20 protein-coding genes are annotated in these 20,589 nt (G+C 70.4%); 16 read left to right on the top strand and 4 right to left on the bottom strand.

Annotated features, from left to right (window positions below; all coding sequences use genetic code 11):
* The first annotated feature begins 24 nt into the window (after positions 1-24).
* A complete protein-coding gene (locus Ato02nite_RS21250; RefSeq protein ID WP_246607281.1) occupies positions 25-1,023 on the top strand; it encodes a LacI family DNA-binding transcriptional regulator in 999 nt (332 codons plus the stop codon).
* A 623-nt stretch (positions 1,024-1,646) separates the two neighbouring features.
* Here Ato02nite_RS21250 and Ato02nite_RS21245 read toward each other — a convergent pair.
* On the bottom strand, positions 1,647-2,051 hold the full coding sequence (locus Ato02nite_RS21245; protein ID WP_213008347.1) for a roadblock/LC7 domain-containing protein: 405 nt from the start codon (positions 2,049-2,051) through the stop codon (positions 1,647-1,649).
* A complete protein-coding gene (locus Ato02nite_RS21240) occupies positions 2,048-2,410 on the bottom strand; it encodes a hypothetical protein (protein WP_213008346.1) in 363 nt (120 codons plus the stop codon). Before Ato02nite_RS21240 ends, Ato02nite_RS21245 begins: the two co-directional genes overlap by 4 nt.
* 273 nt (positions 2,411-2,683) lie before the next feature.
* On the opposite strand from Ato02nite_RS21240, the gene Ato02nite_RS21235 reads away from it, so the two are divergent.
* From Ato02nite_RS21235 to Ato02nite_RS21200, 8 genes are all read left to right on the top strand, one after another.
* Positions 2,684-4,714, top strand: a complete 2,031-nt coding sequence (locus Ato02nite_RS21235) for a bifunctional aldolase/short-chain dehydrogenase (RefSeq protein ID WP_213008345.1) — start codon at positions 2,684-2,686, stop codon at positions 4,712-4,714.
* Entirely contained in the window at positions 4,711-6,093 is a 1,383-nt protein-coding gene (locus Ato02nite_RS21230; RefSeq protein WP_213008344.1) for a rhamnulokinase, read from the top strand. The genes Ato02nite_RS21235 and Ato02nite_RS21230 overlap by 4 nt, the downstream gene beginning before the upstream one ends.
* 12 nt (positions 6,094-6,105) lie before the next feature.
* On the top strand, positions 6,106-6,831 hold the full coding sequence (locus Ato02nite_RS21225) for a (Fe-S)-binding protein (protein WP_213008343.1): 726 nt from the start codon (positions 6,106-6,108) through the stop codon (positions 6,829-6,831).
* Positions 6,831-8,258 carry a lactate utilization protein B gene (locus Ato02nite_RS21220; RefSeq protein ID WP_213008342.1) on the top strand — a complete coding sequence of 476 codons (1,428 nt, stop codon included), beginning with the start codon at positions 6,831-6,833 and terminating at the stop codon, positions 8,256-8,258. Before Ato02nite_RS21225 ends, Ato02nite_RS21220 begins: the two co-directional genes overlap by 1 nt.
* The gene (locus tag Ato02nite_RS21215) at positions 8,255-8,998 is read left to right on the top strand and encodes a LutC/YkgG family protein (RefSeq protein WP_246607280.1); all 744 of its coding nucleotides are present in this window, start codon (positions 8,255-8,257) and stop codon (positions 8,996-8,998) included. Before Ato02nite_RS21220 ends, Ato02nite_RS21215 begins: the two co-directional genes overlap by 4 nt.
* Before the next feature lie 30 nt (positions 8,999-9,028).
* Positions 9,029-9,586 (top strand): DUF1707 SHOCT-like domain-containing protein, encoded by a 558-nt coding sequence (locus tag Ato02nite_RS21210; protein WP_213008341.1) that lies wholly within the window; start codon positions 9,029-9,031, stop codon positions 9,584-9,586.
* An 85-nt stretch (positions 9,587-9,671) separates the two neighbouring features.
* The gene (locus Ato02nite_RS21205) at positions 9,672-10,628 is read left to right on the top strand and encodes an RNA polymerase subunit sigma-70 (RefSeq protein WP_213008340.1); all 957 of its coding nucleotides are present in this window, start codon (positions 9,672-9,674) and stop codon (positions 10,626-10,628) included.
* Positions 10,629-10,657: 29 nt separating this feature from the next.
* Positions 10,658-10,984, top strand: coding sequence for a DUF6069 family protein (locus Ato02nite_RS21200; RefSeq protein ID WP_246607279.1), 327 nt, complete (start codon positions 10,658-10,660; stop codon positions 10,982-10,984).
* On the opposite strand, the gene Ato02nite_RS21195 is transcribed toward Ato02nite_RS21200, so the two are convergent.
* Together Ato02nite_RS21195 and Ato02nite_RS21190 are read right to left on the bottom strand one after the other, a co-directional pair.
* Positions 10,978-11,688 carry a LamG-like jellyroll fold domain-containing protein gene (locus tag Ato02nite_RS21195; RefSeq protein WP_213008338.1) on the bottom strand — a complete coding sequence of 237 codons (711 nt, stop codon included), beginning with the start codon at positions 11,686-11,688 and terminating at the stop codon, positions 10,978-10,980. The genes Ato02nite_RS21200 and Ato02nite_RS21195 overlap by 7 nt on opposite strands.
* Complete coding sequence (locus tag Ato02nite_RS21190) at positions 11,688-12,830, bottom strand: NHL repeat-containing protein (RefSeq protein ID WP_213008337.1); 1,143 nt, start codon at positions 12,828-12,830, stop codon at positions 11,688-11,690. Before Ato02nite_RS21190 ends, Ato02nite_RS21195 begins: the two co-directional genes overlap by 1 nt.
* A gap of 208 nt (positions 12,831-13,038) precedes the next feature.
* Here Ato02nite_RS21190 and Ato02nite_RS21185 point away from each other — a divergent pair, with 208 nt between their 5' ends.
* The 7 genes from Ato02nite_RS21185 to Ato02nite_RS21155 all read left to right on the top strand — a co-directional run bounded on the left by Ato02nite_RS21185 (position 13,039) and on the right by Ato02nite_RS21155 (position 20,514).
* A complete protein-coding gene (locus tag Ato02nite_RS21185) occupies positions 13,039-14,130 on the top strand; it encodes a hypothetical protein (protein WP_213008336.1) in 1,092 nt (363 codons plus the stop codon).
* Between the two features lie 37 nt (positions 14,131-14,167).
* Entirely contained in the window at positions 14,168-14,446 is a 279-nt protein-coding gene (locus tag Ato02nite_RS21180; protein ID WP_213008335.1) for a hypothetical protein, read from the top strand.
* Positions 14,447-14,607: 161 nt separating this feature from the next.
* Positions 14,608-16,530 carry a putative bifunctional diguanylate cyclase/phosphodiesterase gene (locus Ato02nite_RS21175; RefSeq protein WP_246607278.1) on the top strand — a complete coding sequence of 641 codons (1,923 nt, stop codon included), beginning with the start codon at positions 14,608-14,610 and terminating at the stop codon, positions 16,528-16,530.
* On the top strand, positions 16,527-17,408 hold the full coding sequence (locus Ato02nite_RS21170; RefSeq protein WP_213008333.1) for an ABC transporter substrate-binding protein: 882 nt from the start codon (positions 16,527-16,529) through the stop codon (positions 17,406-17,408). Before Ato02nite_RS21175 ends, Ato02nite_RS21170 begins: the two co-directional genes overlap by 4 nt.
* Before the next feature lie 30 nt (positions 17,409-17,438).
* Positions 17,439-18,050: a TetR/AcrR family transcriptional regulator gene (locus Ato02nite_RS52555; RefSeq protein WP_213008332.1), complete on the top strand. Its 612-nt coding sequence runs from the start codon at positions 17,439-17,441 to the stop codon at positions 18,048-18,050.
* Positions 18,047-18,940, top strand: a complete 894-nt coding sequence (locus tag Ato02nite_RS21160; protein WP_213008331.1) for an ABC transporter ATP-binding protein — start codon at positions 18,047-18,049, stop codon at positions 18,938-18,940. Before Ato02nite_RS52555 ends, Ato02nite_RS21160 begins: the two co-directional genes overlap by 4 nt.
* The gene (locus Ato02nite_RS21155) at positions 18,937-20,514 is read left to right on the top strand and encodes an ABC transporter permease (protein ID WP_213008330.1); all 1,578 of its coding nucleotides are present in this window, start codon (positions 18,937-18,939) and stop codon (positions 20,512-20,514) included. Before Ato02nite_RS21160 ends, Ato02nite_RS21155 begins: the two co-directional genes overlap by 4 nt.
* Positions 20,515-20,589 lie beyond the last annotated feature (75 nt).

The following is a 20,589-nucleotide window of genomic DNA, read 5'->3' as shown; positions in this document are numbered from 1 at the left end:
GTGCTCAACAGCAGGACGCCCTCCGTGAAGGACGTGGCCGCGGCCGCCGGCGTCTCGCTCGGCACGGTCTCCAACGTGATGAACCGTCCCGAGGTCGTCAGCGCCCGCACCCGCGAGCGGGTCGAGCGGGCGATGGCCGAGCTCGGCTTCGTGCGCAACGAGTCGGCCCGGCAGCTGCGGGCCGGCACCAGCCGCACCCTGGCCTACGTGATGCTGGACGGCACCAACCCGTTCTTCCACGACGTGGCCCAGGGCATCGAGCTGGCCGCCGAGGACGCCGATCTCTCCCTCTTCATCTGCAACAGCAACAGCCGGGCCGAGCGCGAGGAAGCGCACCTCGACCGCCTGCTCCAGCAGCGCGTCCAGGGCATCCTGATCACCCCGGTGAATTCCGAGGCGCCCTACCTCTACGACCTGACCCGCCGCGGCGTTCCACTGGTGATCGTCGACCGCCGCCGCGACGACGAGAGCTGCTGCTCGGTCGCGGTCGACGACGTGCACGGCGGCCGGGTGGCGATCGAGCACCTGGCCGAGCAGGGCCACCGCCGCGTCGCGTTCATCGGCGGCCCCGAGTCGATCGGCCAGGTGCGCGAGCGACTGCAGGGCTCCCGCGAGGTGTGGGCCGAGCTGGGCCTGCCCGCCGACGACCTGGTCTACCTGCCGACCGAGGCGCTGACCGTCGCCGAGGGCCGCTCGGCCGGCGAGCGGCTGGCCGGCCTGCCCGCGCGCCGGCGCCCCACCGCCGCCTTCTGCGCCAACGACCTGCTCGCGCTGGGCCTGCTGCAGCAGAGCATCGGCGCCGGCCTGCGGGTGCCGGACGACCTGGCGATCGTCGGTTTCGACGACATCGAGTTCGCCGCCGCGGCCGCCGTCCCACTGTCCTCGGTGCGCCAGCCCCGGCAAGAGCTGGGCCGGGCCGCGGCGCAGCTGGTGCTGGACGAGGCGACCAACCCCGACCACGAGCACCAGCAGCTGTTCTTCACCCCCGAGCTGGTCGCCCGGGCATCTTCGCGGGCGCGCTAAAGACTTTCCGGTACGGCGGACAACCTCCACAACCGCACCAGCACCCGACCGCCTACCCGGCGCGAGCGGCGTGCAACACCGGCACGTGCCGCGCCTCTCGCGCAACGCGACACTCACTCTTGGCCGGCCCTCAACCGCGCCTCGACGGGTGTGACTCACCTGCCGTGGGCGGGCCGGCCCGGGTGCGCGAGAGTCGCGGCACGTGCCGGTGTTGGCCGGAGGGAGCCCAAGCTCGTCTCACCCACGACTCGCAGATCTTGGAAAGGCGCGTCAACTGGCGGGGAGTCAAATCGACAACTTCGCCGTGAGCTGAGGGTCCCGCCGCGGATATAAGCGGCATGTCGGGTCCGGCGCGGGTGGAGTTCAGGAGCGGGCGTGGTTTCCCGAATGCGGGTGGGTGAGGGCAATTCGCCCGGAGGGCGCTAGGTCTTCGTGGATCGACGCGACCGAAAGCCGCGGGAGCACCCCGCATCAAGGAAGCCGGCCTTCAACCGGGCGGCGTTCCGGCGGGCGGCCCGGTTGCGCGAGAGTCGCGGCACGTGCCGGTGTTGCACGCCGATCGCGCCTGCTCGGCGGTCGGGTGCCGGTGCGGTTGTGGGCGTTGTCCGCCGTACCGGAAAGATCTAACGCCGATCGAAGGGGTGCGTCGGGTCGAACGTCAGCAGCGCGGCCAGCCGCTGGGTTACCGGGCGGGCGGCCAGGTGCAGGCGGGCGATGTTCAGCCCGCCGTCGCCGATCACGGCCAGCAGTGCGAGGTCGCCGACCGCGTAGACGGCGAGGTAGCCGTTCTGGTTGCCGATCGTCACCTCGCGGAACGGGCCCTGCTGGAGGACAGCGCCGGTGGTTCGGCTGATCCCGCACGCGCCGGCGGCCAGCGCCGCGATGTCGTTCGGCTCTACGCCCGGCAGCGTGTCGTGCAGGATCAGCAGCCCGTCCACCCCGGCGATGACGCTGCCGCTCACGCCGGTCACCTCATGTCGCAGGGCCGCCATCTCGTCGAGAACGGGGTCGGAGCCGAGCACCGTCATACCTCGAGGTCCGCCTCGATCTTTCGGAGCTGGTATCGAGCGAGGCCGAGGTTGGCCCGGTCCTTGTTGAGCGACAGGTAGAGAAAGAGCGACTCGCCGCTCAGCGGCCGGATCAGGTGGTACTGGGTGTCGAGGGTGATAAGGATGTCCTCGATGCCGTCGCTGAAGCCGAGCATGTCGAGGGTGCGCAGCTTGGCGCGGACCACGTCGGTGTTGCCGGCGGCCGCGATGTTCATGTCCATGGTGGCTCCGCCACCCATCGTGCCGAGGGTGAGTCCACTGGTGTGGTCGACGAGCGCGACGCCGATGGCGCCCTCGATCGTCATGGCTTCCTTCAGGGACGTCTCGATGTTCGCCACGTGTCCTCCTTGATCGGCGACCACGATGCCACGGCGAAATTAATCGCAGCCGAAAGCAGTGCGGAATCGGAGCAGGTCAGGCCGAAGATCGACATCCTCTGGGCGATCGACCCCGGAGGGGGTCGGGCGATCGGTCGCCGAGATCATCGGGCCGCCGGATGGACTTACCGAGTGGTAACCCCAGGATCGGCATCTTGACCGTGAACGGCCGTCACCGTAATCTGCCTGCAACGTGTGAAACGTTTCATGAGATCTTGAAGCCTGAAGGACGCCATGACTAACCCCGCAGTGCGTGAGCTTCTGGAGCGCAGCAACCGGCTCGGTGCCGATGCGCGCAACACCAACTACGCCGGGGGCAACACCTCGGCCAAGGGCACCGAGACCGACCCGGTCACCGGCGAGCCGGCCGAGCTGCTCTGGGTCAAGGGGTCCGGTGGCGACCTCGGCACCCTGACCGAGAAGGGCCTCGCGGTGCTGCGGCTCGATCGGCTGCGGGCGCTCACCGGGGTCTACCCGGGGGTGGACCGTGAGGACGAGATGGTCGCCGCGTTCGACTTCTGCCTGCACGGGCGGGGTGGGGCGGCGCCGAGCATCGACACCGCCATGCACGGGCTCGTCGACGTCGCGCACGTCGACCACCTGCATCCCGACTCGGGCATCGCGATCGCCACGGCCGCGGACGGTCCGGCGCTGACCAAGGAGATCTTCGGCGACCGGGTGCTGTGGGTGCCCTGGCGGCGGCCGGGTTTCCAGCTCGGGCTCGACATCGCGGCGGTGCAGCGCGCCAACCCGCAGGCCATCGGCGTCATCCTGGGCGGGCACGGGATCACCGCCTGGGGCGCGACCAGCGCGGAGTCCGAGGCCAACTCGCGCGAGATCATCTCGCTGGCCGCCGACTACCTGGCCGCGCACGGTCGCCCGGAGCCGTTCGGTGCCGCCGTGCACCGCACCCTCGACGACCAGGCCCGCAAGACCAGGGCGGCCGAGCTTTTCCCGATCCTGCGCGGGCTCGCCTCCACCGACCGGGCGCAGGTCGGGCACTACACCGACTCCGAGGTCGTGCTCGACTTCGTGAACAGCGCGCGGCTGCCCGAGCTGGCCGCGCTCGGCACCTCCTGCCCCGACCACTTCCTGCGCACCAAGGTGAAGCCGCTGGTCGTGGACACCGCGCCGGACGCGCCGATCGAGGAGGTGGCGGCCCGGCTCACGGAGCTGCACGCGGCCTACCGGGACGACTACCGCGGCTACTACGAGCGGCACGCGACCGCCGACTCACCCGCGATGCGCGGCGCCGACCCGGCGATCGTGCTGGTGCCGGGGGTCGGCATGTTCTCGTTCGGGGCCAACAAGCAGACCGCGCGGGTGGCCGGCGAGTTCTACGTCAACGCGATCAACGTGATGCGTGGGGCCGAGTCGGTCTCGACCTACGCGCCGATCGACGAGTCGGAGAAGTTTCGGATCGAGTACTGGGCGCTCGAGGAGGCCAAGCTCCAGCGGATGCCGAAGCCGAAGCCGCTCGCCACCCGGATCGCCTACGTGACCGGCGGCGGGTCGGGGATCGGGCGGGCGATCGCGCTGCGGCTCGCGGCCGAGGGCGCCTGCGTGATCGTGGCCGACCGCGACTTCGAGGCGGCCGAGGGCGTCGCGGCGGAGATCGGCGGCACCGACGTGGCGATCGCGGTCGAGGCCGACGTGACCAGCGGGGAAGCGGTCGCGGCGTCGATCAGGGCGGCGGTCCTCGCGTTCGGCGGGATCGACCTGGTGGTCAACAACGCCGGACTGTCCATTTCGAAGCCGCTCCTCGAAACCACCGAGGCCGACTGGGACCTCCAGCACGACGTGATGGCGAAGGGCTCGTTCCTGGTGTCGCGGGAGGCGGCCCGGGTGATGATCCCGCAGGGGATGGGTGGCGACGTCATCTACATCTCCAGCAAGAACTCGATCTTCGCGGGGCCGAACAACGTCGCCTACGGCGCCACCAAGGCCGACCAGGCCCATCAGGTGCGGCTGCTGGCGGCGGAGCTCGGCGGTCACGGCGTACGCGTCAATGGCATCAACCCCGACGGCGTCGTCCGCGGATCCGGGATCTTCGCCGGCGGCTGGGGCGCGAAGCGCGCCGCCGTGTACGGCGTGCCGGAGGAGAAGCTCGGCGAGTACTACGCGCAGCGCACCCTGCTCAAGCGGGAGGTCCTGCCGGAGCATGTCGCCAACGCGGTCTTCGCGCTGACCGGCGGGGACCTGACCCACACCACCGGCCTGCACATCCCGGTCGACGCCGGGGTCGCAGCGGCCTTCTTGAGATGAAGGCCTTCGCCGCGGTCGACCTCGGCGCGTCCAGTGGGCGCGTCATGGTCGGCCGGGTCGGGCCCGCCCGGATCGAACTGTCCGAGGCGCACCGGTTCGGCAATGAGCCGGTGCGGGCCGGCGGCACCCTTTACTGGGACATCCTGCGCCTTTATCGCGGGGTGCTGGAGGGCTTGCGGAAGGCCGGGCCGGTGGACAGCATCGGCATCGATTCGTGGGCGGTCGACTACGGATTTCTCGACGCCTCGGGTGCGCTGCTCGGCAATCCCGTGCATTACCGCGACGGGCGGACGGACGGGGTTTCGGTCACCGTTCCGGAGGACCGTCTTTACCAGATCGCCGGGCTGCAGAAGCTGCCGTTCAACACGATCTACCAGCTCATGGCGGCCCGGGAGACGCCCCAATATGCGGCGGCGCAGCACCTGCTGCTCATTCCCGACCTGCTGGCCTATTGGCTGACCGGCGAGCTCGGGGCGGAATACACCAACGCGTCGACCACGGGGCTCGTCGATGTGCGTACCCGGAACTGGTCTTCGTCCTTGATTTCCGAACTCGGCCTTCGGCCTTCGCTCTTTCCCGAGGTTCGGTCGCCCGGCGCGAAGATCGGCGTTTTTGACGGTACGCCGGTGGTGGCGGTCGGCTCGCATGACACCGCCTCGGCGGTCGTGGGTGTGCCGGCGGCCGGGGAGCGATTCGCCTATATCTCCTGTGGAACGTGGTCGCTGGTCGGGCTCGAACTCGATCAGCCGGTGCTGTCCGAGGCGTCCCGCAAGGCGAACTTCACCAACGAGGGTGGCGTCGACGGGACCATCCGCTACCTGCGGAACGTGATGGGGCTGTGGCCACTGCAGGAGGCCATGCGCGAGTGGGAGATATCTGATATTTCCGGTCTGCTGGGCCGGGCGGCTCGGGAGTCACCGCTGAAGCATGTCGTTGATTTGGACGATCCGGTCTTTCTGCCGCCGGGTGACATGGTCGGGCGCCTCGCCACGGCCGCCGGGCTGTCCCGCGATGCCGAGCCGGCCGCACTGACCCGGTGCATTCTGGACAGCCTGGCCCTGGCCCACCACCGAGCGGTCGAACAGGCCCAGGAACTGGCCGGGCGCGCGGTCGACGCCGTGCACATCGTCGGCGGCGGCGCCCGCAACGCGCTGCTCTGCCAGCTCACCGCGGACGCCTGCGGCCTGCCGGTGCTGGCCGGCCCGGTCGAGGCGACCGCACTCGGTAACCTGCTCGTACAGGCGCGTGCCGCCGGAGTGATCGACGGCGAGCTTGCAGCGCTTCGCGCCGTTCTGCGAGAGACTCAGCAGATCGTGCGGTACGAACCGGGCGGCGACCCGGCGGCGTGGCGGGCGGCGGCCAAACGGATCTCCGGTTAAGGAGGCGGTGGGGTGCGGATCGCGTTGTTCGTGACCTGCCTGGCGGACACCATGTTCCCGGCCGCGGCCAAGGCCACCGTGCTGCTGCTGGAGCGGCTCGGCCACGAGGTCGTGTTCCCCGAGGAGCAGACGTGCTGCGGCCAGATGCACATCAACACCGGTTACCAGAAGGACGCGCTGCCGCTGGTCAAACGGCACGTCAAGACCTTCGAGCCGTACGACGTGGTGGTCGCGCCGTCCGGCAGCTGCGTCGGTTCGGTGCGGCACCAGCATGCGATGGTGGCCGGCGCTGACGCGGGTCTCGCCGCCCGCGCCTCGGCCGTCGCCGCCCGCACCTACGAGTTGTCCGAGCTGCTGGTCGACGTGCTCGGCGTCGAGGACGTCGGCGCCTACTACCCGCATCGCGTCACCTACCACCCGACCTGCCATTCGTTGCGGGTGCTGCGGGTCGGCGACAAGCCGGTGCGCCTGCTGCGCAACGTGCGCGGCCTCGACCTGGTCGAGCTGCCGGCCGCCGAGCAATGCTGCGGCTTCGGCGGCACGTTCTCGGTCAAGAACGCCGACACGTCCACCGCGATGCTCGCCGACAAGATGCGCCACGTCCTGGACACCGGCGCCGACGTCTGCACGGCCGGCGACGCCTCCTGCCTGATGCACATCGGCGGTGGCCTGTCCCGGCTGCGCACCGGAGTGCGGACCGTTCACCTCGCCGAGATCCTGGCATCGACGGAGGCCTGATGAGCACATTCCTGGGGATGCCGGTCCACGCGCCGCGCGGCGTCGGTCACCTGCGTGGTGACGAGTCGTTCCCGGACGCCGCCCGGACCGCGCTGGGTGACTCCCAACTGCGCCGCAACCTGCAGCACGCGACCACCACGATCCGCGGGAAGTCCGGCCGGGTCATCGCCGAACTGCCGGACTGGCAGGAGCTGCGGTCGGCCGGGTCGGCGCTCAAGTCGTACACCATGGCTCACCTACCTGAGCTGCTCGAACAGCTCGAGGAGAAGGTCACCGCGGCCGGCGGGGTGGTGCACTGGGCGGCCGACGCCAACGAGGCCGACCGGATCGTCACCGACCTCGTCCGGGCGGCCGGCGAGCAGCGGGTCATCAAGGTGAAGTCGATGGCCACCCAGGAGATCGGGCTCAACGAGGCACTCGAGGCGGCCGGGATCACCCCGGTCGAGACCGACCTCGCCGAGCTGATCGTGCAGCTCGGGAACGACAAGCCCAGCCACATCCTGGTGCCGGCCATCCACCGGAACCGCTCGGAGATCCGCGAGATCTTCCTCCGGGCCATGCCCGGCGTCGATCCGAAACTGACCGACGACCCGCCGGTGCTGGCCGGGGCGGCCCGGCGCTATCTCCGGGAAACCTTTTTGAGTACGAAAGTCGCGGTCTCGGGCGCCAACTTCGCGATCGCCGACACCGGGACACTCGCCGTGGTGGAGTCCGAGGGGAACGGGCGGATGTGCCTGACCCTGCCGGAAACCCTGATCACGGTGATGGGCATCGAGAAGCTCGTGCCGACCTGGCAAGACCTCGAAGTGTTCCTGCAGTTGCTGCCGCGGGCGTCGACCGGGGAGCGGATGAACCCGTACACGTCGATGTGGACCGGGGTGACGCCGGGCGACGGCCCGCAGAACTTCCATCTCGTGCTGCTCGACAACGGGCGCACCGCGGTGCTCGCCGACGAGGTCGGACGGCAGGCCCTGCACTGCATCCGATGCTCGGCGTGCCTCAACGTGTGCCCGGTCTACGAACGGACCGGCGGCCATGCGTACGGCTCGGTCTATCCCGGGCCGATCGGCGCGATCCTGTCGCCGCAGCTCACCGGGGTGGCGGACAACGCGTCCCTGCCGTACGCGTCGTCACTGTGCGGTGCCTGCTTCGACGCCTGCCCGGTGAAGATCGACATTCCGTCGATCCTGGTGCACCTGCGCAATCAGGCCCCACACCCGCGCACCGAGGCGGCGGTGATGGCGGCCGCGGCGTACACCATGGACCATCCGCGCCTTTATCGGTCCGCGCAGCGTGCCGCCAAGCTGTCCCGGATCGCCGGCCGGCGCGGCCGCGGGTTGCCGCCGCCGCTGAACGGCTGGTCCGCCAGCCGTGACCTGCCCGCCCCGCCGAAGGAGACGTTCCGCGACTGGTGGCGGAACCGATGAGCTCGAAGGACGTCATCCTCGACCGGATACGCGCGGCCCTCGGCGCCGGTGCCGAAACCCCGGAGATCCCGCGCGACTACCGGCGCGGCCCCGCCCAGGTGGACCTGGACCTGCTGGTCGAGAGGTTGGTCGACTACAAGGCGGTGGTTCACCGCCTGACGGCGGAAAAGCCCGACACCGGGGAACCCGTGGCCGGCGGCGGCGTGGAAGGCAGCGGGCCGCAGGCCGGGGTGGGCGGCGCGCGCCCGCTCGACGACCTCGACCATCTGGCTGAGGGCCGGGCGAACGCGCAGGTGGGTGTCGAGGCGGCCGCCGTGCGGGCGGCGATCGCGGGCATTCTCGGCGCCGGAACCGTTGTCGTGCCACCGGGTCTGCCGCTGGAATGGCTGCCCGACGGGGTCCACGGGCTGGTCGACGACGGGCTGTCGGCGGAGCGCATCGCGGCCGCCGACGGGGTGGTGACGGCGGCGGCCGTCGCCGTCGTCGAGACCGGCACGATCGTGCTGGACGCCTCGCCCGACCAGGGCCGGCGGATCATCTCGCTGCTCCCCGACCTGCACATCTGCGTGCTCCGGGCCGACCAGGTGGTGGCCTCGGTGCCGGAGGCGGTGGCCCGGCTGGACCCGACCCGCCCGCTGACCTGGATCAGCGGCCCGTCGGCCACCAGTGACATCGAGCTCAACCGGGTCGAGGGCGTGCACGGCCCCCGCAACCTGCACGTGATCCTCGCGGGACAGTGAACGCCTGCCCGCCGGACTAGGGTCGGGCCGGTGAGCACTCCCGTACCCTTGCCGCCGTCCGACAACGAGCGTGAGCGGGCCGCCGAGCTGTTGCAGCGGGCCTGCGGGGACGGGCGGCTGACGCTCGAGGAGTTCAGCGTGCGGGTCGGCGCCGTGTGGGCCGCCGACAGCGGGCAGGAGCTGGAGAAAGCCACGTCGGGGCTGGCCGTCACGCCGATCGTCGGGTCGGCGCAGAGCATCGACAGCGTCACCACGATCTTCAGTGAGAGCAAGCGGCGCGGGCGGTGGCGGCTCCGGTCGCCGCGGCTGTGGCTGCGCACCTTCTTCGGGGCCACCGAGCTCGACCTCCGCGAGGTGCTGACCAGCGAGAGCACGATCGAGATCGGCGGCCTGTGCGTGTTCGGCCAGGTCACCGTCATCGTGCCGGAGGGTGTCGAGGTCGACCTGACCGGCGCCGTCGTCTTCTCCAGTCACGACCTGCGGCTCGCGCCGGTGCCGCGGGTGCCGGGCACACCCGAGGTCCGGGTCGACATCGCCACCTGGTTCGGCCAGGTGCAGGTGATCAGCAAGCGCTCGCTGCCCTACTGAGCCGTTTCCGTCCGCCCGCGATGAGTTCTCGGGCCCGGACCCGTCATACCTAGGACGGGACACGACGGGACGGAAGGATGACGTGATGAGCGCGGACACGCAGGTGGATGAGCCGGCTTTCTCGGGGATGGCCGAGCGGCACCGGCGGGAACTGCATGTGCACTGCTATCGGATGCTCGGTTCGTTCGAGGACGCCGAGGACACCGTGCAGGAGACGTTCCTCCGGGCCTGGCGGCGGCGGGAGACCTTCGAGGCGCGGTCGACGTTCCGGGCCTGGCTGTACCGGATCGCCACCAACGCCTGCCTGGACCTGCTGGCCAAGCGCCGCCCGGAGCCCGCGACCGGCGGTGAGGTGCTCTGGTTGCAGCCCTACCCCGACCGGTTGCTCGACGAACTGCCGGCCGGCGACGCGGACGAGCCGGAGACCGTCGCCGTCGCGCGGGAGACGATCGAGCTGGCCTACCTGATCGCGGTCCAGCACCTCGCCCCGCGCCCACGGGCGGTGCTGATCCTGCGGGACGTGCTCGGCTGGCCGGCGAAGGACGTCGCGGAACTCCTCGGGGACTCCGTCAACTCGGTGAACAGCGCGCTGCAGCGGGCCCGCGCCGGCATGCGGGAGCACCTGCCCGCCGAACGGCAGGACTGGACCGGCGACGAGGAGGACGCCGCGACGCGCGAGCTGGTACGCCGCTTCACCGAGGCGAGCGTGGCCAAGGACATCGACGGGATCGCGGCCCTGCTGCGGGACGACGTCCGCTGCTCGATGCCGCCCACACCGGGCCTGTGCGTCGGCCGCGACACGGTGGTGAACGACTGGATCTCCGACGGCTTCCCGGACCTGGGCCGGCTGCGTGGGGTCCCCACCGCGGTGAACCGGCAGCCGGCCGTCGCCTTCTATCTCTGGCGGGAGCAGGAGAGTGCGTACCTGCCGTTGACTCTGGACGTCCTGCGCGTCACCGGCGGGGCGATCACCGAGATCGTCACGTTCCACGACGACCAGTTCCCGCGGCTCGGGCTGCCGGCCCGACTGCCCGCCGCATGAACCGCGTCCTTGCCACGCTTGCGACGATAGTGGCCACCACCCTTGCCGCCGCGCTGGCCCGCGCCGTGGGCGTGGACTTCGAGATTCCGGACGGCGGCGAGACCATCTCACTGGCCGGGTTCGCCGTGGTAACCGGCTTCTTCGCGGTCGTGGGCATCGTCATCGCCGTCGCCCTTCGCCGGTGGAGCGCTCGCCCCGCCGAGCGATTCGTGTGGACGGCGGTGTCGCTGACCGCGATCTCGCTGGTCCCGCCGTTCCTCGTCGGGGCGAACACCGCCACCATCGTCGCCCTCGTGGGGCTGCACCTCCTCGCCGCGGCGGTGATGATTCCGGCCCTGGCGCGGAGCCTTCACTGATCGATCCGCACCCACACCTCGTCCAGCGTGCCCTGGAACTGGTCGTTGTCGGTGAACGAACCCTTGCCGCCGACGCTGAGCGGGATGCGGTTGGCTATCGACAGATCGGGCGGGATCGCGGTGCGGCCCGAGCGCTTGCCATCGACCAGGATGGTCAGCGACGGGCCGGCTCGCCGGCACTCCAGGGTGTGCCAGCGGTCGTCGGCGACGGTAACCGCGCCCATCGCCATGTAGATCTCCGGGCTGAGGTCGTCCACCAGCACGCAGCTGGGCCGGCCGGCCGCACCGTCGATCTGCAGCTTGTACTGGCTGCCCCGGGCCGAGTAGCCCTTCTGCAGCACGTTCTCGCCCTTGGTGGTCTCGTTGGCGCCGAGCTGCACCGAGGCCCCGAACCGGAGGTCACGCCGGCCCGGGTTCAGCTGGTCCGAGGTCCCCGTGCGCAGGGCGATCCGCGGGCACGGCTCGTCGTGGCAGGGACGGGGAAAGGTGAGGGCATTGCCGCCGTCGTGGGCGATGGTTCTGAACGTGCCGCCGTACCGGGCCACCGGGCTCAGGTCGTGCCCGTGCCCGGTCACGTCGGCCAGCGGGCTGTCGCCGTCGAAGGTGTAGCGGACCACGTCGTCCGGGATGGTCGTCGCGGTGGCCGACGGGCCGGCGATGCCGGCGGCCGCCAGCGCCACCGCGAAGAGGATGGCGCGCCGCATCAGCCGAACGAGGCGAATCGCCTCTGGGAGCGGCCGCCGATGGTGGTGAAGTCACCGCCGACCGCGACCGTGCCGTGCTGACCTTCGACCGCGATGGTGCGCACCCCGACGATGCCGTTGGCCTGCGGTGCCCAGTCGCTGAGAGCGCCGTCGCCGCGGACCGCGGCCAGCTTGACCCGGGACACCGAGCCTTCCCTGCAGGTGCCGTGCGCGCCGACCGAGGTGGTGGTGCAGGCCCGGTCGAAGTGGCCACCGACGTACGCGGTGCCGTCGAGCACGGCGACGGCCTGGGCGTCCCCGTCGAAGGAGCGGCTCCAGCGGGTGCGGCCGGTGCTGCTGAAGGAGGCGGCCCGGCCGCCCTGCCCACCCATGGCCGCGTAGACGCCGCTGCCGTCGACCGCGATCGAGTAGACCACGGCCGGCGCCGACGGCCGGAACGACGAATCCAGCTCGCCGCTGGTGGCGTCGACCGCGGCGAGGCGCAGCGTGGACCGGGCGTCGTCGGCCCGGTGGAAGCTGCCACCCAGGTAGACCTTGGCGTCGCGGTAGGCGAGCGAGTAGACGGTGTTGTCCGCGGTCGGCGTCCAGTCGTCGTCGAGTTCGCCGGTGGCCAGCGAGAACGCGGCCAGTCGCTGCCGCTCCTGCCGGTCCACCCGGCTGATCGTGCCGGCCAGGTAGAGCCGGCCGTTGCCGACGGCGAGGGCCCGCGGGCTGCCGTCGATGCCGTGCTGGAAGGAGCTGACCGCGCCGGAACCGGCGTCGATCCGGGCCAGCGAGTCGCGGGTGCGACCGGAGACCCGGCTGAAGTCGCCGGCCGCGAAGACGGAGTTGTCGGAGATGGCGAGCGCGCGGACGATGCCGTCGGCGCGCGGCTGCCAGTCGAGGAGGCGGCCGGAGCGAACATCGAACGCGGCGAGCCGCTCCCGGTCGGCGGTACGCCCACCGACCGTGGTGCTGGTGAAGGAGCCGCCGACGTAGACGGTATCGCCGCGGTACGCGATCGCGTACACCGAGCCGTTGAAGGAGGGCGTCATCCGGGCGGTCTGACCGACCGCGGCCCCGGCGGGCTGCGCGACGGCGCAGACCGCGAGAGCCGCCGTGCCGCCGATGGCGACCCGGCGAACATGCTGTGAGATACGCACGCCGGGCTAACGCTCGTCCCCCGGCTCAGGATGCGGCGAGGATGAATGGATCAAATCGCTGCCCTCGGCGCTGCCCGCGGTGCCTAGTCCCACCAGGGAAGTTTCCGAAAACACGCCTTTCGGAACGCCGCGCCATCTGGTGGGTGTTCGGGTTATTCTGGTATTCCGCTGTCAGCGGAGAACGCCATTTTCCCGAACGGGGATGCCGATGACCATCGAAGTCAACCCGCCGAGCAGCGGCGTCGAGCTGATCCGCCGCGCGTTCGACGCTCTGGTCACCCGCCTTCCGGCCGGCTGGTCGCTGCGGCCGGCCCGCACCGATGCCGCCGTGGACCGGGCGGCAGACGCCGTTTTCGAGCTTGCCGCTCCGGACGGCCGGTCCGCCGTCCTGATTGTCGAGGCGAAGAACGTCATGGAGGTCCGTGACGTGCAGAGTGTGGTCCAGCAACTGGCCGCCTATGTCCGCCAGGTGGACAACAGCTACGGCGTCCTCGTTGCTCGCTATCTGTCGCCTCAGGTGCGAGCCGCGCTTGTCGGTGGCGGTGTGTCTTTCGTCGACGCCACGGGAAACATCCGCGTCGAGGTGCCGACGCCGGGCCTGTATCTCGGCGACCGCGGCGCGGATGCTGATCCTTGGCGTGGACCGGGCAGGCCACGCGGCACGCTCAAGGGTGCTCCGGCCGCGCAGATCGTGCGGGCGATCGCTGACATCCCACGCGAATGGACCATTCGCGAGTTGGTCCGAGTAGCCGGCGTGTCGACCGGGACCGGCTATCGCGTCATCGACTTCCTCGAGCGGGACGGGCTCGCCACTCGAGAAGAGCGCGGACGGATAGCCGTTCCGAACTGGGAAAAGGTCCTGCGTAGGTGGAGCGAGGACTACAGCTTCGCCGGCGACAGCCGCGTTACCCGATGGATCGCCCCGCGTGGTCTCGATGCCCTTCTGAAACGAATGGCGCAGACCGCGCCGGTGGACTACGCGATCACCGGAACCGTTGCCGCGGCCGAATGGGCGGAATACGCCCCGGCGAGGGCCGCCGCGATCTACACCACGGACGCCGAATCGGCCGCGGCCGGCTGGGGGCTACGGGCCGCCGACGCCGGTGCCAACGTGCTGCTGGCGGAGCCCGAGGTCGACGTTCCGTTCGTCCGAACGGTCACGAATGCCGCTGGCCTTCGGCTTGCTGCCCCCTCACAAGTCGTCGTGGATCTGATGACCGGACCGGGCCGCAATCCTCAGGAGGCCGAGGAACTCTTGGAATGGATGAGAAATAATGAGGATTCCTGGCGGGCCGGGTAACCGTCCCGCGGACCTGCTGGTCAGATCGCGATCCGCGATGCTGGACGCGCTCGAAGCCTTGGCAGAGCACCGTGCCGCGGTGGTCGTCATCGGAGCGCAAGCGGTCTATCTACGGACGGGTAGTGCCCAGGTGGCCCTCGCGGAGGCGACCAAGGACAGTGACCTGGCGATAGACCCGCGAACGCTGGGCGAAGATCCGCGTGTGGAGGCGGCGATGAGGGCCGCCGGGCGTGCTGAAGAGGGAATCGGCGATCCGGCGACCGTGGCTCTGTCGACGTCGTTGCTGGCCCGGGATCTACTCGCTGCACTGCGGTAGCTGCCCGGATCGGCCGTCGCCAGATGTTCGGGTAATTCGATTGTTCCGCTGTCGGCGGAGAAGGGGCGATTTCCGAACGCGGATGTTGGGGAGCTTTTCCTCAACCGAATGGCAACCGAGACGATAAGCGGGCCGTGTGGGGACGCGGCGGTGGGCGACGGGTGGCGCGGTCTGGGTCGCGGCTGTTCGCGACGTACCTCGTGGCCAGTCTGTTGCCGCTTGGTGCGCTGGCCACGCTGCTGCTCGAGGGCGTGCACGACGACGCCACCAAGCAGGGGCAGGACCAGGGCATGGCGCAGGCGGCGGTGATCGCCGAGATGGCGGTCGCGCCGGCGCTCGACGATGCCGATCTGGGGCGTGGGCTGACCGAGGACCAGCGGGAGTCGCTGGCCAAGGCGACCGACCTGGCGCTGTATCACGGGTCGGTGCTGCGGATGCGGCTGCGCAACTTCGCGGGGCAGGTCGTCTACTCCGACGACGGGTCCACCTCGGGTGGGGTGCCGGTGTCGGATCCGGCTTTCCACTCGGCGACCGTGGGGTCGGCGGCGGCCACCCTGATCGCGGACGACACCGCGGCCGGTGGGCAGGTCATCCGGGTGCTTCAGCCGGTGTTCGCCCGGGCGTCCGGTGAGGCGATCGGGGTGCTGGAGCTGTACCTGCCCTATGACAAGATCGACCAGCGGCTGCACGAGCAGATGGTGGTCACCTACTGGCGGCTCGGTGGCGGCCTGGGCGTGCTCTATCTGGCGCTCGGCCTGATCTCCTGGTCGACGACCCGGTCGCTGAGCCGGTACGCCGCGCGGCAGGAGCACGAGGCCCTGCACGACGGGCTGACCGGCCTGCCGAACCGGGTGGCGTTCCGGCAGCGGGCGGCCGCGGCGGTGCAGGACCAGAGCGGCGGAGCGGTGGTGGTCGTCGACCTCAACCGGTTCAAGGAGGTCAACGACACCCTGGGCCATCACGCCGGCGACGAGCTGCTGCGGGTGATCACCGCGCGGTTGCGGGGCGGCCTGCGCCCGCAGGACACCGCGGCCCGGCTGGGCGGCGACGAGTTCGCTCTGATCCTGCCGGGGCTGGGCGCCGATGCGGTACGGGAGATGCTCGAGTCGCTGCGTGCGGTGCTGACCAGCGAGGTGGTTCTGGACGGGGTGCCGTTGACCATCGAGGCGAGTTTCGGCATCGCGCTCTTCCCGGAGCATGGTGACGACGTCGAGGAGTTGCTGCGGCACGCCGACGCGGCCATGTACCAGGGCAAGCGCGGCACCGCCGACATCGTCGTCTACACCGGCGAGCGGACCGCGCACCCGACCCAGTGGCTGGTGGTGCAGGCCGAGCTGCGGCACGCCCTGGAACGCGATGAGCTGGTGCTGTGCTACCAGCCCAAGGTGCGCCTGGCCGACGGCACGATCTGTGGGGTGGAGGCGCTGGTGCGCTGGCAGCACCCGGAGCGCGGGCTGTTGCCGCCGTCGGAGTTCCTGCCGGCGGCCGAGCAGTCGGGCCTGATCGAGCCGTTGACCGCGTGGGTGTTGCGGCGGGCGCTGGCCGATCAGGCGGCGTGGACGGCGGCCGGCCGGGACTGGACGGTGTCGGTGAACGTGTCGGCCCGCAACGTGGAGGCCGCCGATTTTACCGGGGTGGTGGAGTCGCTGCTGGCCGAGTTCGGCACCGCTCCGGACCGGCTGATTCTGGAGATCACCGAGACGGCGATGGTCGACGACAAGGTGACCGCGCTGACCGCGATCCGGCGGCTCGCCGACGGCGGGGTCGGTTTCTCGGTGGACGACTTCGGCACCGGTTACACCAGCCTGGACCGGCTGCGCGGGGTGCCGCTGGTCGAGTTGAAGATCGACCGGACGTTCGTGGCGACGGTGCTCGACGAGCCGGAGAACCAGGCGATCGTGCACGCGGTGATCGCGCTGTCGCGCGGTCTCGGCTGCCGGGTCACCGCCGAGGGGGTGGAGTCCGCGGAGATCGCGGACTGGCTCGCCGCGGCGGGCTGTGACGAGGCGCAGGGCTACTACTACTCACGGCCGATGCCGTGGGCGCAAATTTCCGTACCGATGCCGGAGGAAGCGATCCGATGAAGAAGCTGATGGTCTCGGCGCTCGCGCTCGCCCTGCTGGCGGGTTGCGGCGACAAGAAGGACAGCACGGCCAGCAGCACCGGCACGGTGACGTTCGATCAGGCGCTGCACGACTCGCTGCCGCAGGCGGTACGCGATCGTGGTTACGTCCGCTTCGTCACCGACGCCAGTTACGCGCCGATGGAGTCGTTCGCGGCCGACGGCCGTACGATCATCGGCTTTGAACCTGATCTTGCCGACGCGATCGGCCAGGTTCTCGGCATCAAGGTTCAGATCGTGACCGGCCCGTTCCAGACCGCGCTGGACAAGGTGGCCGACGGCACCTACGAGGGGGTGTTGTCGGCGATGACCGACACCCCGGACCGGGAGAAGAAGGCCGACTTCGTCGACTACTTCTCGGCCGGCACGTCGATCATCGTGCAGCGCGGCAACCCGCACGCGATCGCCGACCTGACCAACCTGTGCGGCAACGTGGTGGCGATCGAGAAGGGCACCATCCAGGCGGATCTGCTGCACCGGTCGCAGAGCGGCTGCGCCGACCGGCCCATGAAGATCAACGAGTATAAGACGAACGCGGACGCCCTGCTGCAGTTGCGCACCGGGCGGGCGGTCGCGGTGCTGAACGACTTCCCGGCCGCCACCTTCCTCGCCACCGACACCCGGACCAGCAACTACTACGAGCTGGCGTCGACCGCGCAGTACGAGCCCGGCCTGATCGGCATCCCGATCGCGAAGGGCAACAGTCAGCTTCGCGACGCGGTGAAGGGTGCGCTGGATCGGGTGATCAGCAGCGGCGCGTACACCGACCTGCTGCAACGCTGGAATTTGAGCAGCGGCGCGGTCAAGGCCGCATCGATCAACGGCGCTATCCAGGATTGACGCTACACGCGTGTGTAGTACGCTACACGCGTGAGTAGCCCGAACGATCTGACCGCGCGAGCCCGCATCCGGGATGCCGCGATCGAGCTCTTCGCCGATCGCGGCATCGACGGTGCCACCGTCCGCGACATCGCGATGAAGGCCGGCGTCTCCTCCGGGCTGCTGCGGCACCACTTCGGTTCCAAGGAGGGTCTGCGCGACGCCTGCGACGAGTTCGTGGTCAGCGAGCTCACCGGCGTCCAGACCCGGTTCCTGGAGTTCCCGTCCCTCGAGCGGATCCAACCGGAGTGGCTGCGCATGCAGCGCTACCTGATCCGATCGCTGGTCGACGGTTCACCCACCGCCCAGGTCCTCTTCGACCGGCTGGTCGATTACGGCGAGCAGTGGGTGCGCAGCACCGATCTGAAGGTGGCCGACCCGCGGGCCTACTCCGCGGTGCTCTGCGTCATGAAGATGTCGATGTTCACCATGGGTGAGCAGCTGTCGCGCGTCCTCGGCGTCAACACCGCCGAGCCCGCGGGCTGGGCCCGGATGCTGTCCGCCTCCCTCGAAATCTTCTCGCACGCGCTGGTCACCCCCGAGCAGGCCGAGCAATTGCGCGGTGCACTTGCCCGGTTCCAGACCCCCGAGGAGCAACCATGACCGAGGCAATCGATGCCGAAGGACTGATCAAGCGGTTCGGCAAGGTGACCGCTCTGGACGAGCTCGACCTCCAGGTCCACACCGGCGAGGTGCACGGCTTCCTCGGCCCCAACGGCGCCGGGAAGACCACCACCATCCGCATCCTGCTGGGCCTGATGCGGCACGACGGCGGCACGGTGCGCCTGCTCGGCGGCGACCCCTGGTCGCAAGCGACCGAACTGCACAAGCGCTTGGCGTACGTTCCGGGAGACGTCACGCTGTGGCCGAGCCTCACCGGTGGCGAGGTCATCGACCTGCTCGGCCGCCTGCGGGGCGGCCTCGACCCGGCCCGCAAGGCGGAACTGCTCGAGCGTTTCCAGCTCGACCCGCGCAAGAAGGGCCGCACCTACTCCAAGGGCAACCGGCAGAAGGTCGCGCTGGTCGCGGCGCTGGCCTCCGATGTGGAGCTGCTCATCCTGGACGAGCCGACCAGTGGCCTCGACCCGCTGATGGAGGAGGTCTTCCGCGAGGTGATCCTGCAGGAGAAACGGCGCGGTGACCGCACCGTGCTGCTCTCCAGCCACATCCTCGCCGAGGTCGAGGCGCTCTGCGACCGGCTCACGATCATCCGGGACGGCCGGGCGGTGGAGACCGGCACCCTCGACGACATGCGTCACCTGACCCGCACCTCGATCCGCGCCGAGCTGACCGGCCCGCCGGACGGCCTGGCCACCATGGCCGGCGTGCACGACTTCCGCATCGAGAACGGCAAGGTGCGCTTCGACGTCGACACCGACGCGCTCGAGCCGGCCCTGCAGAGCCTGGTCAAGGTGGGCGTGCGCAGCCTGGTCAGCCAGCCGCCGTCGCTGGAGGAGCTGTTCCTCCGGCAGTACCAGCGAGGCGACGAATGACCGGCACCGGCCGGCTCATCCGGCTCATCCTGCGCCGCGACCGCGTCGTCCTGCCGCTCTGGGTGCTGGTGTTCGGGTTGCTCCCGGTCGGCTACTACTCCTCGTTCGAGGGTCTCTTCACGACCGAGGCGGACCGCATTCAGTACGCCACGGTCAGCGCCGACAATGCCGGGTTCGTGGCCCTCTACGGCCTGCTCCAGGGCGATTCGTTCGCGGCGCTGACGACCTGGCGGGCCGGCTTCGTGCCGGTCATGATCGGGCTGGCCGCGCTGCTCACGGTCATCCGGCACACCCGCACCGACGAGGAGGCCGGGCGCACCGAGCTGATCGGCGCGACCGTGGTCGGCCGGCACGCCCAGCTGGCCGCCGCGCTGATCACCACGAGCGGCGCGCTGCTGGTCGTGGGCCTGCTGACGTTCGCCGGCATGGCGGGCAAGAGCGGTGACGCGGAGGGCTCGCTGGCGTTCGGCGCCGAGTTCGCGGTCAGCGGCCTGATGTTCGCGGCGGTCGGGGCGATCACCGCCCAGCTCACCAGCAGCGCCCGAAGTGCACGGTCGCTGGCGGTGGTGGCGCTGGGTGTTGCCTACGCGCTGCGGGTCGGCGGCGACATCGCCGCCCTCGGCAGCGGCGGCCCGAGCTGGCTCTCCTGGATCTCCCCGCTCGGCTGGGCGACGCACATCTTCCCGTACGGCGCGACCAACTGGTGGCCGGTCGTCCTGTCGGTCCTGTTCGCGGTGGCCGGGGTGGCCGCGGCGGTCGAGCTCCGCTCCCGGCGGGATCTCGGCGACGGCATCTTCGCGTCCCGCCTCGGCCCGGCCGCCAGCTCATCGTTGACCAGCCCGCTCGCGCTGGCCTGGCGGCTGCACCGCGGCCTGTTCATCGGCTGGACGGTGGGGCTCACCCTGCTCGGCGTGATCTTCGGCGGGGTCGGCGGCAGCGTCGTCGAACTCGCGCAGGAGAGCGAGAGCGTGGGTGACATCTTCACCCGGCTCGGCGGCGGTTCCGACCAGTTGGTGGACAGCTATTTCGCCGGCATCGCCGGGATCGTCGGGCTGATCGCCTCCTGCTACGCGGTGCAGGCGGCCCTGCGGATGCGCGACGAGGAGACGAGCGGCCACGCCGAGATCGTGCTGACCACGTCCGCCTCGCGGTTCGCCTGGGCGGCCAGCCATCTGTTGTTCTCGCTGCTGGGCCCGGCGGTGGCGCTGCTCACCGAGGGCGTGGTGACCGCGCTGGTCTCGCCGGACGGCAGTTTCGGCGGCATCGTCGGTGCCGCGGTGATCCAGCTACCCGCGGTCTGGGTGCTCTCCGGCGTGACCGTGCTGCTGTTCGGCCTGTGGCCGCGCTGGTCGCCGGCGGCCTGGGCGGCTCCGGCGCTCTGCCTGCTGATCCTGCTGGTCGGCTCGACCCTGCAGCTCAGCCAGTGGTTCCTGGACATCTCCCCGTTCACCCACGTCCCGCACCTGCCGGGCGTGCACGTCTCGGCGACACCGCTGGTCACCCTGGTCGGGGTGGCCGTGGTGCTGGCCGCCGCGGGCCTGTTCGGCCTGCGGAGGCGCAACATTCCGGATTAGACACCTTTGAGGTCAGGGTCGCGAGAATCAAACCCACTTTCCGGTACGGCAGAAATCGTCACCAACCGCAACATC

It is taken from the genome of Paractinoplanes toevensis, assembly GCF_018332695.1.
In the GTDB taxonomy this organism is placed as follows: Bacteria; Actinomycetota; Actinomycetes; order Mycobacteriales; family Micromonosporaceae; genus Actinoplanes; species Actinoplanes toevensis.
This window is presented reverse-complemented; position numbering and strand designations above follow the sequence as displayed.

Bases quoted from the DNA above. Each gene is read 5' to 3' on its own strand.
- Ato02nite_RS21245 (WP_213008347.1), bottom strand. From the start codon at position 2,051: ATGACGGTGCTCGGCTCCGACCCCGTTCTCGACGAGATGGCGGCCCTG.
- Ato02nite_RS21170 (WP_213008333.1), top strand. From the start codon at position 16,527: ATGAAGAAGCTGATGGTCTCGGCGCTCGCGCTCGCCCTGCTGGCGGGT.
- Ato02nite_RS21155 (WP_213008330.1), top strand. From the start codon at position 18,937: ATGACCGGCACCGGCCGGCTCATCCGGCTCATCCTGCGCCGCGACCGC.
- Ato02nite_RS21205 (WP_213008340.1), top strand. From the start codon at position 9,672: ATGAGCGCGGACACGCAGGTGGATGAGCCGGCTTTCTCGGGGATGGCC.
- Ato02nite_RS21195 (WP_213008338.1), bottom strand. From the start codon at position 11,688: ATGCGGCGCGCCATCCTCTTCGCGGTGGCGCTGGCGGCCGCCGGCATC.
- Ato02nite_RS21230 (WP_213008344.1), top strand. From the start codon at position 4,711: ATGAAGGCCTTCGCCGCGGTCGACCTCGGCGCGTCCAGTGGGCGCGTC.
- Ato02nite_RS21180 (WP_213008335.1), top strand. From the start codon at position 14,168: ATGCTGGACGCGCTCGAAGCCTTGGCAGAGCACCGTGCCGCGGTGGTC.
- Ato02nite_RS21215 (WP_246607280.1), top strand. From the start codon at position 8,255: ATGAGCTCGAAGGACGTCATCCTCGACCGGATACGCGCGGCCCTCGGC.
- Ato02nite_RS21160 (WP_213008331.1), top strand. From the start codon at position 18,047: ATGACCGAGGCAATCGATGCCGAAGGACTGATCAAGCGGTTCGGCAAG.
- Ato02nite_RS21220 (WP_213008342.1), top strand. From the start codon at position 6,831: ATGAGCACATTCCTGGGGATGCCGGTCCACGCGCCGCGCGGCGTCGGT.
- Ato02nite_RS21185 (WP_213008336.1), top strand. From the start codon at position 13,039: ATGACCATCGAAGTCAACCCGCCGAGCAGCGGCGTCGAGCTGATCCGC.
- Ato02nite_RS21235 (WP_213008345.1), top strand. From the start codon at position 2,684: ATGACTAACCCCGCAGTGCGTGAGCTTCTGGAGCGCAGCAACCGGCTC.